The following is a 16,113-nucleotide window of genomic DNA, read 5'->3' on the forward strand; positions in this document are numbered from 1 at the left end:
GTGGTTATTTGCCCGTGTCGTCGGCGGGACGGCGGACCGCTGTGAGCAGGATCGTGTCGTCGGACTGCGGTGCGCGGACGAAGTCCGCCGAGATCTGCGGCGCCGACCCGCCCGACCGGTCGCCGGTGCCCGAGCTGGGAGTGGGGATAGGTGCACCGAAGTTGCCCACCACCTGGGTGGCGTCGGAGTCGACGCTTCCCTTCGGCCCGGGGCTCGGGCGTCGGGCGGCACCGACGGTCGCCTGTCCCGCGTTCCAGGCCATCGAGGGCCGCGCGCCGTGCCGGTCGGCGAGCCGGGCCCGGTTGCGCCGGCGGACGATCGCGTCGTAGCCGACGGCCGCCGCGGCGGCGAGCAGCAGGCCGATCGCGATCACCACGATCTGGGCGCGGAGCACGTTGGACCGGGACTGGACGATGTTCAGGCCCGGGTCGAGCACCTGGGTGGTGATCTGCTCGCCGGCCTTCGGCTTGTACTCGGCCTGCTTGCCGGCGACCTCCTCGCCGATCAGCTTGGTCACCGAGGTGACGGTGGCCAGCGCCTCACCGTGGCTGGCGGCGGTCACGTCGATGGTCAGGATGGGACTGCGGTTGACCAGCCCGACCTCGTACTCGGTGTTGCCGCCGGCCGCCTCGACCTTGGTGCGCGCCTCGTGCGCGGAGACCGAGATCTGGACGGCCTGGGCCATCGCGTTCTCGCCGACGCGCAGCCACGGGTTGCCCGGTTGGGGGCTGGCGTTCGGCGCGGGAGCAGCCGGGCTGGTGGTCGGCGGGACCAGCAGCACCGCCGCCGAGGTCTTGTATTCGGGTTGGATCACGACGCTGAGCGTGAACGCAGCCGCGAGGGTCAGGACCACGACCGGGGTCGTGACATACCATCGCCGAAACATGAGTTTCAGCAGGTCGAGAAGGTCCATCGATCGACCCCTTTGGGTGCGCGAACGGATGCGTCAGGGAGAAGGCGAGGTTGTCCCGAACTCACGGGACCGCCTCTTTCGTACCATGTTGGGGCCCGGTCCGGCGTGTAGCATCCGTCCCGGTTTCGGGCGAAACCGAGTTGTAACCCGATGGATTACGCCGAAGCAGTTGATCCCAGAGTCGGATGTACGCCTTCGCCTGGTGGTCCCAGGCTAGCTGCTCGGTGAACCGGCGCCGGGCCACCACGCTCATCGCGGCGCGGGCGGCATCGTCGCCGAGCAACTGGTCAAGGGCTTTGGCGAGTTCGTCCGGCGAGCCGGTCGGTACGTAGCTGGCCGCGTCCTCGGCGGTGCGCCGGGTCTCCAGCAGGTCCACCGCGACCACCGGTAGGCCGCGGGCAACGTACTCCACGGTTTTCGCCATCGTCGACAATTCAGCCATTCGGGTCGGTGGGTCCGGCTGAATGGCGATCGAAGCCGACCGCAGGAGCGTGTCGACCTCGTCGGCCTCCAGCCAACCGGTGAACCGCACCACATCGGATATTCCGCGCTGATTGACCAAGTGGCGCAACTCGGGCAAACTGTCGCCGTCGCCGGCCACCACCAGCTGCCAGTCCTCGCCGCCCCGCAGTCCGACCAGCCGTTCGGCCGCCAGTACGGCCGCGTCGACATGGTCCTGCGGATTGATGACACCGAGGTAGACAATGGTGTGCCGGTTCGGCGTGGCGGTCGCCGGATCCGTGGCGCCGGTCGCACCCACCTCCGCGAGGGTGGGGCCATTGCGGACCACGACCACCCGTTCCGGATCGCAGCCGCCCCGCCCGATGGCCAGCTCCCGGTACGACTCGTTCGTGGAGACCACGGCCGAGGCGCAGCGCCAGGAGAGCTTCTCGAACAGGCGCAGGATGCGCAGTACGGCCGGCCGGTGCGGACCCGGCTTGCACTCGTACAACTCGGGGCTCAGGTCGTGGTGGTCGAAGACGAAAGGTCGGCCGAGTGCCCGCATCAGCAGGGCGACCGGCCAGAACACGTCCGGCGGGTTGCACGCCTGTACGGCGTCGACCCGGCCGCGCAGCATGATCCCGAGCAGTCGGGTGGTGACCGCGATCAGGGCCCAGGCGAACTCGGCGGCGAAGGAGAGCACCCCGGAGCCGGCCAGCGGCTGGGGGAACGAGCGGATCGCGGTGCCCGCCGATCCGGGCAGGTGGGTCAACCGCCCCGGGCCACGCGGGCAGATGACGGTGACCCGGTAGCCGGCGGCTTCCAGCGCCAGGCACTCCCGGATCACCCGGCGGTCCCGTTCGACGGGCAGGTTGACCACCACGATGACGACATGTGGACGTGGGCTGGCCATACCCGACTCCGATCCGCGCAGCTCGGACGAGGTTTCCGATGGACGGCCGTGGCGTGTGGACGCCACGACCGGAGGGCCCCCGGGTACCGGGACATTGTTCTACCGAAACATTTCCCTATCGGCGGGGGATGGGCAAGCAGCGGCGATTCGCGAGTGATGTCGACTTAATTACAAGGCGGAGGCCGATCGGCCGATTGCTCTTTCATGCGTTCATCCGGACTTCATCAGTACGTATGGGTTGGGTCGTGGACAGCCACCGCTGCCGATTCCGGGCCGGCCTGCTGAAACGCCCACCGGGGCGAAAGCGCCGGTCAGTCGGACTGAGTCGGGAGTCAGAGAGGGCATTTGTAAATGTTGATGAGATGGCTACCCTGTGCCTGCGGTCGCTCGGCTGGCACCGATCGATCGCACGCGGTACGCGGCCCGCGTACTCCGGTGGGGGTGTGGGGAGGGGTGCGATGACGCGTCTGCGTCGAGTCATGCGACTGGCCCTGGTGGGGGCCCTGCTGGGCAGTGTGCTGGCACCGTTGCGGGCAACCGCGGCGGAGGCGGTCACGCTGCCCAGCGGGTTCCAGGAACAGATCGTCTTCAGTGGGCTCAATCAGCCCACCAACATCGAGTTCGCCTCCGACGGGCGGATCTTCGTGGCGGAGAAGGGTGGGCGGATCAAGGTCTTCGACGACCTGGCCGACACGACCGCCACCATCTTCGCCGACCTCTCCACCAACGTGCACAACCAGTGGGACCGGGGACTGCTCGGCCTGGCGCTGCCGCCGGACTTCCCGACCACCCCGTGGGTGTACGTGCTCTACACCTACGACGCGCCGCCCGGCCAGACCGCTCCGGTCTGGAACGACACCTGCGGCGACGCCAACAACGGCCAGTGCATCGTCACCGGCCGGCTCTCCCGGCTCCAGGCCAACGGCAACGTGATGACCGGCGCCGAGCAGGTGCTGATCCACGACTGGTGCCAGCAGTACCCCAGCCACTCGGTCGGCGACCTGCGCTTCGGCGCCGACGGCATGCTGTACGCCAGCGCGGGTGACGGCGCCAGCTTCAGTGCCACCGACTACGGCCAGCTCGGCAACCCGGCCAACCCGTGCGGTGACCCGCCGGGCGGAACGATGACCCCGCCGAACGCCCAGGGCGGCGCGCTGCGCGCCCAGGACGTACGCACCGCCAGCGACCCGACCGGCCTAGACGGCACGGTGATCCGGCTCGACCCGGCCACCGGTGCCGCCGCCGCGGGCAACCCGCTGATCACCTCGCCCGACCTGAACGCCCGCCGGATCGTCGGCCAGGGGATCCGCAACCCGTTCCGGTTCACCATGCGTCCCGGCACCAACGAGGTGTGGCTCGGCGACGTCGGCTGGAACCAGTGGGAGGAGGTCGACCGGCTGAGCAACCCGACCAGCGGGGTGACCAACTTCGGCTGGCCCTGCTACGAGGGCGCCGCCCGGATGTCGAGCTACGACAACGCCAACCTGACCCTCTGCGAGACGCTCTACGCCGGCGCCGGCCAGACCGCGCCCTACTACACGTACAACCACAGCGCGGCCGTGGTGCCGGGGGAGAACTGCGCCGCCGGTGGCGACGCCATCTCCGGCCTCGCGTTCTACCCGACCAGCGGCGGCAACTACCCGGCGTCGTACGCCGGTGCGCTCTTCTTCGCCGACTACTCGCGCAACTGCATCTTCGCGATGCGGCCGAGCACCCCGGGCGGGCTGCCCAGCCCGACCAACATCGAGGCGTTCGGCCAGGCCGCGTCGAACCCGACCGACCTGGCGATCGGTCCGGGCGACGAGCTCTACTACGTCGACCTGGGCGGCGGTACGGTCCGCCGGATCCGCTACTTCCCCGGTAACCAGCCGCCGACCGCGGTGATCGACGCGACGCCCACCTCGGGCACCGCCCCGCTGGCGGTCACCTTCGACGGCACCGGCTCCACCGACCCGGACCCGGCGGACGAGGGCCGGCTGACCTACCGGTGGGACTTCACCGACGACGGCACGGTCGACGCGACCACCGCGACCGCCAGCTTCACCTACACCGGATCCGGCACCCACACCGCGCGGCTGACCGTCACCGACACGCTGGGCGTCTCGGCCAGCACGACCGTGACGATCCAGTCGGGCAACAGCGCACCGACCGCGGTGCTGGACTCGCCGACCGCCGGGACCACCTGGAAGGTGGGCGACACGCTCAGCTTCGCCGGCCACGCCACCGACCCGCAGCAGGGCTCGGTGCCGGCGGCGGGGCTCAGTTGGCGGCTGCGGATGGAGCACTGCGAGTCGGTGGGCAACTGCCACACCCACCAGATCCAGGAGTGGACCGGGGTGACGTCCGGCTCGTTCGTCGCGCCGGACCACGAGTACCCGTCGTACCTGGAGCTGGAGCTGACCGCCACGGACGCCAGCGGGCTGACCGACACCGTGGTCCGCCGGCTCGACCCGCAGACGGTGGACCTGACCTTCGCCAGCGCCCCGGCCGGGCTCCAGCTCAGCGTCGGGGCGACGGCCGGGACCACCCCGTTCACCCGTACGGTGATCGTCGGCTCGACGAACACGGTCAGCGCGCCCAGCCCGCAGAGCGCCAACTCGCAGACGCACACGTTCGCGAGCTGGTCCGACGGCGGGGCGGCGACGCACGTGATCACCGCGCCGGCCACCGCGAGCACCTACACGGCGTCGTACACGAGCGCCCAGGGTTGCACCGACAGCTTCGGCTACACCTGCACCACGACCACCAGCCGGCCGTTCGAGCCGGCCGACGACGCGGTGCTCCCGCTCACCGGTGACGAGGGCGTCGCCCAGGTCAACCTGCCGTTCGGCTTCCCGCTGTACGGGCAGACGCACGGCACCGCCTGGGTCTCGACCAACGGCTTCCTCTCCTTCACCGACCCGACGTCGGCGGCTCCGGTGAACGCACCGGTGCCGGGTGCCGAACTTCCGAACGCGGCGATCTACCCGTTCTGGGACGACCTGGTGCAGCGGGCGGACTCGACCGTGCGTACCGAGGTGCTCGGTACGGCGCCGAACCGGCGGTTCGTGGTCGAGTGGCGCAACAGCGGCCTGTACGGCTCCTCCTCGGCCCGGGTCACGTTCGAGGCGGTGCTCAGCGAGCAGGGTGAGATCACCTTCAGCTACGCCGACCTGGCCGCGAACGGGCGGGAGCAGGGTGACTCGGCGACCGTCGCGATCGAGGACGGCGCCGGTGCGGTGGCCCTGAGCCACTCCACCAACCAGCCGGTGCTGCGCAACGGCACCTCGGTGGTCTTCACCCCGCCGGGTGGTACCCCGCCCCCGACCACCGGCACCCTCGGTGGCGTGGTGACGGCGCTCGGCACCGGCCTGCCGGTGGCCGGTGCGACGGTCACCCTCACGCCCGGCGGGCGGACGGCGACCACCGGGCTGGACGGCTCCTACAGCCTGGCCGCGGTGACGCCGGGTAGCTACACCGTCTCCGGTACGGCCCTGGGTGGGGTGCTCGGCGGCTCGACCCAGGTCACCGTCACCGCCGGCGGTACGCACACCGCCAACCTCGCCCTCACCCTGCTGGGCGGCGAAGAGGTCGGTTACGCGAAGTCGACCGAGACCCGATCGTTCGTGCCGGCCGAGGGCGGGCTGGTGCCGTTGACCGGTGACGACGCGGTGGCCCAGGTGACGCTGCCGTTCCCGTTCACCTTCTACGGTCAGCCGTACAGCTCGGCCTGGGTGTCCAGCAACGGGTTCCTCTCCTTCGCCGATCCGAGCGGCCCGCAGCCGGTCAACACGGCCGTGCCGGACGCGGCGGTGCCGAACGCGGCGCTGTACCCGTTCTGGGACGACCTGGTGATCCGGGCCGACACCACGATCCGGACCGCGGACATCGGCACCGGCGCCGACCGGAAGTTCGTGCTGGAGTGGCGCAACGTCGGGATGTACGGGTCGGCCTCGGCCCGGATCACGGTGGAGGCCGTGCTCTCGGTGGATGGTGAGATCGCGTTCAACTACGCGGATCTCGCCGGCACGAAGCCGGCCGAGCTGGGTGGCGGTGCGACCGTGGGAATCGAGAATCCGGCCGGTACGGCGGCGGTCCAGCACTCGTTCGACCAGCCGACGCTGGCCAACGGTACGGCCGTCGTGTTCCGCCCGGTCGCCTGATCGGATCCTCGGCCGGCGATGGTTGATCGGCCGACCAGGGCAGCTGACCGTTCGTCGAGTCGAACCGGTTGGCTGCCCTTGGTGGTCGGCGAACTGACAGCCCTTCTTGATTCGCTCCGGTAATTCTGGGACAGCACCATTTCGGCGGTTAGCAGGTGGGCGAGGACGATTCGTCGGGATGGGTGGGCCGGAGAGATCCGAAGTTTCGGAAACCTCCGGGCTGGAGAACCCGGAAATCACGTATGTGCGCCAGCAACAACACGGTGAGTGATGCGCGACGATGTGGGGGGTCGGAACCTGACCGTCCGCTTAGGACAGTGCTGCCCGCCGTTGTCGATATAGTGGCCCGGTCCGGAGTGGAGCAGTCTTTCGTGCGGGTCGATCGGACGATGCGGTTCGGCTGACCGGGCGCCAATTCGAGGCCGCACAGGGGGACGAAAAACCGTCTCCGACTGACAGCCTGACGGCGACACCCCCACGCGCTGATTCGGTGTACGCCGGTTGTTTCCGCAGGCACTCCGGGTGCCGTGCGGTGAGATTAGGAGAACAGCGATGCCGAAGTTATTCCGGCGCGCACTGTCAATGGTGTTAGCGCTGGCCTTGAGTTTACCCTTGGTTACCGGACTGCTACTCAAAGCCGAAAAGCCGGCTGTGGCCATCCCGCCCGGCTTCACCGAGCAGGTGGTCTTCACCGGGCTGACCCGACCGACCAAAGTGGTCTTCTCACCGGACGGACGGGTGTTCATCGCCCAGAAGAACGGACAGATCAAGGTCTACGACAGCACCTCCGACACCACCGCCACGGTCTTCGCCGACCTGCGCACGAACGTCTACGACTACGAGGACTTCGGCCTGATCGGTCTGGCCCTGCCGCCGAACTTCCCGGCCGACCCGTACGTCTACGTCAGCTACAGCTACGACGGCGTGATCGGCGGCAGCGCCCCGACGTACCACGACACCTGCACGGTCACCGGCAACTGTGCCTCCAGCGCCCGGGTCTCCCGGCTCCAGGCCAACGGCAACGTGATGACCGGCACCGAGCAGGTGCTGCTGCACGACTGGTGCCAGCAGATCGAGTCGCACTCGATCGGCGACCTCAACTTCGGCCCGGACGGCGCGCTCTACGTCACCGGCGGCGAGGGGGCCTCGGCCACCTTCACCGACTACGGCCAGGCCGGCAACCCGACCAACCCGTGCGGTGACCCGCCCGCACCGGCCGGCGGAGCGCAGACCCCGCCTACCAGCGAGGGCGGCGCACTGCGCTCCCAGGACATCCGCACCTCCGGCGACCCGACCGGGCTCTCCGGCACCCTGATCCGGGTCAACCCGGCGACCGGGGCGGCGATGCCGGACAACCCGCTGGCCAACAGCCCCGATCCGAACAACCGGCGGATCCTGGCCCACGGGCTGCGCAACCCCACCCGGTGGACGTTCCGGCCCGGCACCAGCGACGTCTGGATCGGCGACGTCGGCTGGCGTACCTGGGAGGAGATCAACCGGATCCCCAACCCGGCCGCCGGACCGCTGCGCAACTACGGCTGGCCCTGCTACGAGGGGAACGGGACGCAGAGCGGCTACAACTCGGCCAACCTCAACCTCTGCGAAAGCCTCTACAGCGCACCCACCGGCACCGTCACCCCGCCGTACTACACGTACGCGCACAGCCAGGTGGTGGCGCCCGATGACGGCTGCCCGACCGGTGGCTCGTCCCCGTCCGGCGTCGCCTTCTACCCGGCCACCGGCGGCAACTACCCGGCGTCGTACGCCGGTGCGCTCTTCTTCGCCGACTACTCCCGCGAGTGCATCTGGGCCATGCGGGCCGGCGCCAACGGGGAGCCCGACCCGGCCAGCATCATCCCGTTCTCGAACACCGTCTCCGGCCCCGTCGACCTGGAGGTCGGGCCGGACCAGGACCTCTACTACGTCGACCTGACCGGCGGCACGGTCCGCCGGTTCCACTACAGCTCGGGCAACCAGGCGCCGGTCGCGGCGATCGCCGCCACCCCGGTCTCCGGCAACGCGCCGCTGCGGGTGAACTTCGACGCCACCGGCTCGACCGACTCCGACCCCGGTGACATCCTCGGCTACCAGTGGGACTTCACCAACGACGGCACCTTCGACGCGACCGGTGCCACGGCCAGCTTCACGTACACCAGCGTGGGTACGTACACGGCGCGGTTGCGGGTCTCCGACATCGGCGGCTCCAGCGACATCGAGACGGTGCAGATCCGGGTCGGCACCAACGCGCCGGTGCCGGTGATCGACACACCCGCCACCTCGCTCAACTGGCAGGTGGGGCAGACCGTCACCTTCTCCGGGCACGCCAGCGACCCGCAGGAGGGCAACCTCGGGCCGGCGGCGCTGCACTGGGAGCTGATCAACCGGCACTGCTACGCGGCCGACAACTGCCACACCCACCCGGTGCAGAACCTCACCGGCGTGGCGTCCGGCTCCTTCACCGCGCCGGATCACGAGTTCCCGTCGTACCTGGAACTGACCCTCACCGCGACCGACAGCGGCGGGCTGAGCGGGAGCACGACGATCCGCCTCGACCCGCGTACGGTCAATCTCAACCTGGCCAGCAGCCCCAGCGGGCTGACCCTGAACGTCAACGGCGCGGACGTCACCACCCCGGCGACCCGGCAGGTCATCGTCGGCTCGACGAACACGGTGAGCGCACCGTCGCCGCAGGCGGTCGGCGCCTCGACGTTCGAGTTCGACCGCTGGTCGGACAACGGGGCCCGGACGCACGTGGTGACCGCACCGGCGACCGACACCACCTACACCGCGACCTACACGGCCGACTACGGCGGCGGGGACTGCGGCGACACCTTCGGCTACACCTGCACCACCGCCACCGGCCGGACGTTCGTACCGGTCGACGGCGCGGTGCTGCCGCTGACCGGGGACGAGGCGGTCACCCAGGTCACGCTCCCGTTCCCGATCCCGTTCTACGGGCAGAGCTACACCAGCGCGTGGGTCGACGTGAACGGCAAGATCTCGTTCACCGACCCCGGACCGTCGCCCCGGGGCATCAACTCCCCGATCCCGGAACCGGGCGTACCCAACGCCTCGATCTACCCGTTCTGGGACGACCTGTTCGCGCGGTCCGACTCCAGCGTGCGTACCGGCGTCGTCGGCACCGCACCGAACCGCCAGTTCGTGGTCGAGTGGCGCAACAACGGCATGTACGGGTCGTCGTCGGCGCGGGTGACCTTCGAGGCGCTCATCTCCGAGACCGGCCAGATCACCTTCAACTACGCCGACCTGGCCACCACCAAGCCACTCGAACTGGGCGGTGGTGCCACCGTCGGCATCGAGAACGCCGCCGGCACGGTCGCCGTCCAGTACGGCATCAACCAGCCGCTGCTCGCCAACGGCAAGGCGGTCATCTTCACCCCGCCGAGCGGTGGCCCGCCGCCGGAGCCGGAGCCCCCGACCACGGGCACCGTCACCGGTACGGTGACCGCGGCGGCCGATGGTGCGGCCGTGGCGGGTGCGACGGTCACCCTGTCACCGGGCGGCCGGACGGCCACCACGGCGGCGAACGGCACGTACACGCTGACCGGGGTCACGCCCGGCACGTACACCGTTGCCGGCACCGCCAGCGGTGACCGGACCGGATCGGGTTCGGTGACCGTGGTCGCCGGCAGCACGCACACGGTCAACCTGAGCCTGACCGCGCCGCCGCCGCCGGAGGAGCCGCCGCCGGGCGGTGACGGCGGCTACACCAGGTCGACCGAGACCCGGGCGTTCGTCCCGGCGGAGGGCACCCTGTTGCCGTTGACCGGTGACGACGCGGTGGGCGAGATCAGCCTGCCGTTCGCCTTCCCGTTCTACGGGCAGACGTACAACTCGGCCTGGGTCTCCAGCAACGGGTTCCTCTCCTTCGTCAACCAGAGCAGTGCCCAACCGGAGAACACGGCGGTGCCCACCGTGGCGGTGCCGAACGCGGCGCTGTACCCGTTCTGGGACGATCTGGTGCTCCGCGCGGACAGCACGATCCGGACCGCCACCATCGGTACGGGCGCGGATCGCAGACTCGTCGTCGAGTGGCGCAACATCGGCATGTACGGGTCGTCGTCGGCCCGGGTCACGTTCGCGGCGGTGCTTTCGCCCAACGGTGAGATCGCGTTCCACTACGCCGACATGGCAACGACAAAACCGGCCGAACTGGGTGGTGGCGCGACCGTCGGGATCGAGAACCCGGCCGGTACGACCGCCGTGCAGCACTCGTACAACCAGCCGATCCTGGTCAACGGTCAGGCGATCGTCTTCCGCCCCGCGTAGTCACCCGCGAGATCGACAGTCGAGGGGCCCCTCCGACACGGCGGAGGGGCCCCTCGCGTCGCTTCCCTCACCCGCCCCGCAGGTGTCGGGCCAGCTCCTCGGCCAGCTCGTCCATCCGTTCGGCGCCGACCCGATCGCCCTCGGCGGCGGTCAGCAGTTGGAACACTCCGGGCCCGCGCTGCGGCACCGGCAGGTCGGCCATCCGGGGCACCACGTGGAAGTGCACGTGGGCGAACCCCTCGGCCTCGGCGAACTGGACCACATAGGTCTTCGCGCAACCGGTGACCGCGTGCAGGGCACGGGAGAGCCGGACCTGCCACGTACCGAGGCTCGCCGCCTCCGCGTCGGTGAGGCCGGCGATCGTGGTCACGTGCCGGCGGGGCACCAGCGCCAGCCAGCCCGGCAGCGCCGTCGCGTACGCGTGCGCCACCCGCCAGTGCTCGTCCACCCCAACCCGCTCCCGCACCGGCAGCGCCTCAACCCGCCGCCCCACCAAACATGCAGAGAACGTGCCTCTTGTAGAGAAAGAGTGCCTTGCCGCCCCCGGATTGCCACTCTTTCTCTACAAGAGGCGCCTCCCGAGAGGGAGGGAGGGCGAGGGGTCAGGGGCGGAGGCGGGTGCGGATGAGGCGGCGGGTGCGGGAGTCGGTGGCGAGCAGGAGGGCGGCGGCTACCAGGCCGGCGGCGGAGCCGAGGACGACCACACCGAGCAGCGGGTGCAGGTCGTTGACGCCGATCCGGTCGGTGACCAGCGGGGTCAGCGCGGCTCCGGCCGCCGCAAGCAGCGCCGGCAGGGTGGGTACGAGGAACCGGATCACCGAGGCGCCGATCGCCCGACGGACGGTGACCCAGATGGAGACGGCGTTGACCGCCAGTTGCATGCCGATCCCGGCGATCGCGACCGCACTCGCCTCGGTCACGTCGGACTCCCCGTTGAGCAGGGTGCCGACCGCGGCCAGGGTCGCCACCCCGAGGATGCCCCGGGCCCAGAGGATCGCGGCGAGCTTGGCCGGCTGCCCGATGGCCTGCAGTGCCGGGCCGAGCAGGACGCCGTACACGTTGATCGCGCCGAACAGGCAGAGCAGCCGCAGCGGGATCTCGGTGCCCTCCCACTGGGGGCCGAGGAAGCCGACCAGCGGGCTCGCGGTGGCGGTGAGCACACCCAGTATCGGCAGCCCGGCGATCGCGCCGAGGTGTTGCAGTTTGGTGAGGTGGACGGCGAAGGCGGCCTTCTCGTCCTGGAGGCGGGACAGCGACGGGAGCGCCACCTGTTGCAGCGACCGGACGGTGACGTCGACCAGCATGTCCGGCAGCCGGGCGGCGAACCGGTAGATGCCGGTGGCGGCCGGGCCGAAGAAGATGCCGGTGAAGATGATGTCGGCCCGGGAGCTGAGCATGAGGCCGAGCCCGGCGTTCGCCGAGTGCGCGGAGAAGGCCCAGAGGTCGCGGATGGCGCCGAGCCGGGGGCGCCGGCTCGGCCGCCACGGGCAGACCGTCCAGAGCACGATCAGGCTGACCACCGAGGTGGTCAGCTGCTGCGCCACCAAGGCCCAGATGCCGGCGCCGGCCAGGGCGAGCGAGATGCCGACGATGCCGCTGATCGCGGCGGCCAACAGGGTACGGATGGCAACCGCGCGGAACTGCAACTCGCGCCGGAGCACCGCCTCCGGCACGATGGACAGCCCCTGGAGCAGGACGAGCGGGGAGAGCGCGAGGCAGACCTCGGTGAGCCCGTCCGGGCTGTTGTTGATGAGCGACCAGACCGGGCTGAGCAGGGCGGTGAGCGCGCCGACGCCGAGGCCGGCGAGCAGGGTGACGCCGAAGGCGGCGTCGAGGTGCTCCGGGGTGAGCTTGTCCCGTTGCACGATCGCCGAGACCAGTCCCTGCTGGATGATCGTCTGGGCGATGGTGATGAAGACCGTGGCCATCGCCACCAGCCCGAACTCGCTCGGCCCGAGCAGCTTCGCGAGCAGGAACGTGACCACGATCGAGGAGCCGACCCGGCCGGCGGTGAGCAGGTACGACCAACCGATCGCCGACCGTACCCGGCCGCGGGTGGGTGCCGGGGGGGACTCGGTCGGCGCGTCGGGCGTTGTGCTGACCATCAGGCGTTTCCCTTGGCCGTGCTGGCCCTCGACCGGCGGCTCAGCCGGCGGCGCCAGCGGCCCAGGAACACCCGGACTCGTCGAGCCCACCAGGCGCCGAGAAAGGCGAAGGCCGAGCTGATTCGGGTGCCGAGCGGGTCGTCCCCGGTCAGCAGGGTACGGAGGGTCTCCAGCAGCATCCGTTGCCGGGGTGCCCGGACCTTGGCGTTGTCCTGGGCGTACCAGGAGAGGGCGGAGGCGGGGGTGGAGTCCTTGGCCTGTCGGCTGGAGGCCCCGTGCATCCGGCGCAGGAACAGCGGCTGGCCGACCTCGTGGATCTCACCGAGCCGGGCTACCTCGGCGACCAGGGTGTAGTCGGAGGAGAGGAACGGCCGGATCATCCCGGTCCGGCGCAGCGCGGAGAGCCGGAAGACGCCGAAGTGGGCGTGGCAGAGGTTGATGTTGCGGGCCACCCCGGCAACCCGTCGCCAGGGGCGGTGGTCGCGCAGGTCGAGCCGGTCGGCGTACGGGCCGATCTCCGAGCCGTCCTCGTCGATCAGCACGGTACGCGGGTAGGCGAGCACGGCCTGCGACCCCGCCTCGTCCAGTGCCGCCACGCAGGTGCTCAGGAAGGTCGGCAGGCAGACGTCGTCGTACGCGACCCACTTGAACAGCTCGCCCCGGGCGAGTTGGGCGACCCGGGCGTAGTTGACGTGGCCGCCGAAGTTTCGCGGGTTCTGGTAGAGCCGGAAGCGGGGGTCGGCGGCGGCGTAACGCTGGCAGATCTCCCAGGTCCGGTCGGTCGAGGCGTTGTCGCTGACGATGATCTCGAAGTCCTGGTAGTCCTGGGCGAGCAGCGCGTCCAGGCATCCTTCGAGGTACCGCTCGGCGTTGTAGAGGGGAACGCCGAGACTCACCCGGGGCGCTCCGTCCATCACTCTCCTCAGCGTCGGCTGATCGTCGATGAAAGTTGGTGTGATGATGAGGGTCGACGTGACCCGGTGGCCGTCGATCACGCCACCATCAGTTCGGCCTCGACGCCGAGCTCGCGGAGCGCGGTGCCGATCTCGTTCCGGTAGGCGGGGTTGGTGATGATCACCGCACGGGTGCCCAGCTCGGTCAGGCTCGCAGGGGAGCCTACCTCGTGCCCGGTCACCGGCAGGTATCTGCCCCATTTACGCGGGTTGACGTCGACCACCGCGGCGAGCCGGCCGTCCGGGTCGGCGAGGTGCAGGAACTGCACTCCGCGCGAACCGGCGCCCCAGAGCACCGGCCGGTCACCGGCGGCGAGCAGCCGGTCGATCGTGGACCGCCAGCGTTCCCGCTCGGCGGCGTGCCGGGCCGCGAAACCGGCGATCGACTCCAGTTGCCGGTCCCGGTCGGCCGCACCGGGCAGATCGCGCGGGCCACTGCCCGCCGACACGTTCACCGCGATCTCCACGAACCGGAACATGCCGGAGAAGAGCGGCCCGGTGTCGGCCACCTGCCAGCCGGCCCGCTCGACCACCCGGCGCAACGAGTACGCGTCGAAGTACGAGACGTGCGGGTAGATCACCTCCCAGCCGGCGGTGGCGAGGTCGTAACAGGCGTCCGGAACCTCCAGATAGCCGCGTACGGGCCGGTCGCCGGCGAGTTCACGGAGCCGGACGAGGAAGCCGTACGGGTCGTCGAGGTGCTCGAACCAGTGCCGGGAGGTGACGAAGTCGAACTCCGGTGTGCTGTCGTCCAGTGGTGCGTGCCCGGCGTGGAAGGTCGCGCCGGACGGGTCCGGGCCGACCGGGCCGGCGTACATCGCGTCGTAGCCGTGGCCCCGGGCACCCGCCACGTGGCACAGCTCGCGGAGGAACTCGCCCTGGCCGCAGCCGATGTCCAGCACCGTCGAACCGGCCAGCGGGTAGCGCTGGGTCAGGTGCTTGACCAGCTCGGCGGAGAAGCTCTGGAACGCCGGCGAGTGGTGCAGGTTGGTGTCCATGGTGGTGTCGTAGACCAGTGTGGCCGGGTCGAAGGCGAGGTTGCGCACGTACGCGCACTCGGGGCAGTAGGCCAGCTCCATCGCGCCCAGCGGGGAGGCGAGCGCCTCGGCGCGGCTGGCCCAGTGCACCCCGCAGAAGACCGGGATCTCACCCAGGTCGGCGAACGGGACGAGCGCGGTCGTGCCGCACGCGTCGCAGCTGCGGGTCACGCCGGAACGCCGGCGGTCCAGCGCAGTTGCGCGTCGAGCCGGCCGGCGCCCTGGAGCGCCTGGATCCGGCGCAGCCGCTGGTGCCGTTCGCCCCGGAACACCTCGATCGTCAGCCCGTGCCGCTGGTACGCCTCGACCAGTTCCTCGATGCCCTTGCGCACGGTCCAGCGGGGCCGGAAGCCGGGCACCTCGGCGGCGATCAGGTCGCAGCTCACCCGGTAGTTGCGGGAGTCGGCCGAGGCGCCACCGGCGAACGTGACGGTCGATCCGTCGACCACCTCGGCGACCAGTTCGGCGACGTCGCGGATCAGGTAGTTCTCGGTGCTGACCCCGACGTTGTACGCCTTGCCGTGCACCTGTTCGCGGGGCGCCTCCAGCAGGGCCAGGAACGCGGCACAGATGTCCTCGGCGTGCACCAGCGGACGCCAGGCGGTGCCGTCGGAGAGGAGCCGGACCTCACCGGTGAGCAGTGCGCTCGCGGTCAGGTCGTTGACCACCAGGTCGCCGCGCAGCCGGGGCGAGAAGCCGTACGCGGTGGCGTTGCGCAGGAAGACCGGGGAGAAGTCGTCGTCGGCGAGCGCGGCCAGGCCCTGCTCGGAGAGAATCTTCGACTCGCCGTACGGGGTGACCGGTGCGAAGCCCGCGTTCTCGTCCAGCGGGCGGTCGTCCAGCCCGGCGCCGTAGAGGCTGCACGAGGAGGAGAAGAGGAACCGGGTCACCCCGGCCGCCTTCGCCGCCTCGGCGAGTCGCACCGTGGCGCGGTGGTTGACGTCGTACGTCAACTCGGGGTTGAGGTTGCCGATCGGGTCGTTGCAGAGGGCCGCCAGGTGGCAGACCGCGTCGAAGCCGGCAAGGTGCTCCGGCCGTACGTCGCGCAGGTCCAGCCGGAGGGAGGAAACCTCGGCGGGCGCCGGGCCGAGCAGGCAGTCGGCGAAAAGATCGGTGTCGAGCCCGGTGACCTGGTGGCCCGCCGTCTGGAGCAGTGGAGTCAGCACACTGCCGAGGTAGCCGTGATGACCGGTGACGAGAACGCGCACGGCAAAGCTCCCGAGGATCCGCGGGGGTGAGAAGGCAGAGTTTATGAGGGCCTGGTGATCACGGCCGAGTAGTGTCGGACTTTTTACTGAACACCCCGGCTCTTAAGAGCC

At 70.3% G+C, this 16,113-nt stretch carries 9 protein-coding genes; 2 read left to right on the plus strand and 7 right to left on the minus strand.

Annotated elements, in window-relative coordinates:
- Positions 1 to 4: 4 nt before the first annotated feature.
- Positions 5 to 913: a Wzz/FepE/Etk N-terminal domain-containing protein gene (locus ACZ6QQ_RS18570; protein WP_465877629.1), complete on the minus strand. Its 909-nt coding sequence runs from the start codon at positions 911 to 913 to the stop codon at positions 5 to 7.
- A 61-nt stretch (positions 914 to 974) separates the two neighbouring features.
- Positions 975 to 2,267 carry a glycosyltransferase family 4 protein gene (locus tag ACZ6QQ_RS18575; protein WP_465877630.1) on the minus strand — a complete coding sequence of 431 codons (1,293 nt, stop codon included), beginning with the start codon at positions 2,265 to 2,267 and terminating at the stop codon, positions 975 to 977.
- Between the two features lie 458 nt (positions 2,268 to 2,725).
- Here ACZ6QQ_RS18575 and ACZ6QQ_RS18580 point away from each other — a divergent pair, with 458 nt between their 5' ends.
- Both ACZ6QQ_RS18580 and ACZ6QQ_RS18585 read left to right on the plus strand, forming a co-directional pair.
- Complete coding sequence (locus ACZ6QQ_RS18580) at positions 2,726 to 6,409, plus strand: PQQ-dependent sugar dehydrogenase (RefSeq protein WP_465877631.1); 3,684 nt, start codon at positions 2,726 to 2,728, stop codon at positions 6,407 to 6,409.
- 651 nt (positions 6,410 to 7,060) lie between these two features.
- Complete coding sequence (locus ACZ6QQ_RS18585) at positions 7,061 to 10,699, plus strand: PQQ-dependent sugar dehydrogenase (RefSeq protein ID WP_465877632.1); 3,639 nt, start codon at positions 7,061 to 7,063, stop codon at positions 10,697 to 10,699.
- A 67-nt stretch (positions 10,700 to 10,766) separates the two neighbouring features.
- On the opposite strand, the gene ACZ6QQ_RS18590 is transcribed toward ACZ6QQ_RS18585, so the two are convergent.
- The 5 genes from ACZ6QQ_RS18590 to ACZ6QQ_RS18610 form a co-directional block, all read right to left on the minus strand.
- Entirely contained in the window at positions 10,767 to 11,165 is a 399-nt protein-coding gene (locus ACZ6QQ_RS18590; protein ID WP_465877633.1) for an HIT family protein, read from the minus strand.
- A gap of 136 nt (positions 11,166 to 11,301) precedes the next feature.
- Positions 11,302 to 12,804: a lipopolysaccharide biosynthesis protein gene (locus ACZ6QQ_RS18595; protein WP_465877634.1), complete on the minus strand. Its 1,503-nt coding sequence runs from the start codon at positions 12,802 to 12,804 to the stop codon at positions 11,302 to 11,304.
- Complete coding sequence (locus ACZ6QQ_RS18600; RefSeq protein ID WP_465877635.1) at positions 12,804 to 13,718, minus strand: glycosyltransferase family 2 protein; 915 nt, start codon at positions 13,716 to 13,718, stop codon at positions 12,804 to 12,806. The genes ACZ6QQ_RS18595 and ACZ6QQ_RS18600 overlap by 1 nt, the downstream gene beginning before the upstream one ends.
- Positions 13,719 to 13,795: 77 nt before the next feature.
- Entirely contained in the window at positions 13,796 to 14,965 is a 1,170-nt protein-coding gene (locus ACZ6QQ_RS18605) for a class I SAM-dependent methyltransferase (protein ID WP_465877636.1), read from the minus strand.
- Positions 14,962 to 16,002 carry an NAD-dependent epimerase/dehydratase family protein gene (locus ACZ6QQ_RS18610; protein ID WP_465877637.1) on the minus strand — a complete coding sequence of 347 codons (1,041 nt, stop codon included), beginning with the start codon at positions 16,000 to 16,002 and terminating at the stop codon, positions 14,962 to 14,964. Before ACZ6QQ_RS18610 ends, ACZ6QQ_RS18605 begins: the two co-directional genes overlap by 4 nt.
- Between the last annotated feature and the right edge of the window lie 111 nt (positions 16,003 to 16,113).

It is taken from the genome of Micromonospora sp. NPDC049529, assembly GCF_055586685.1.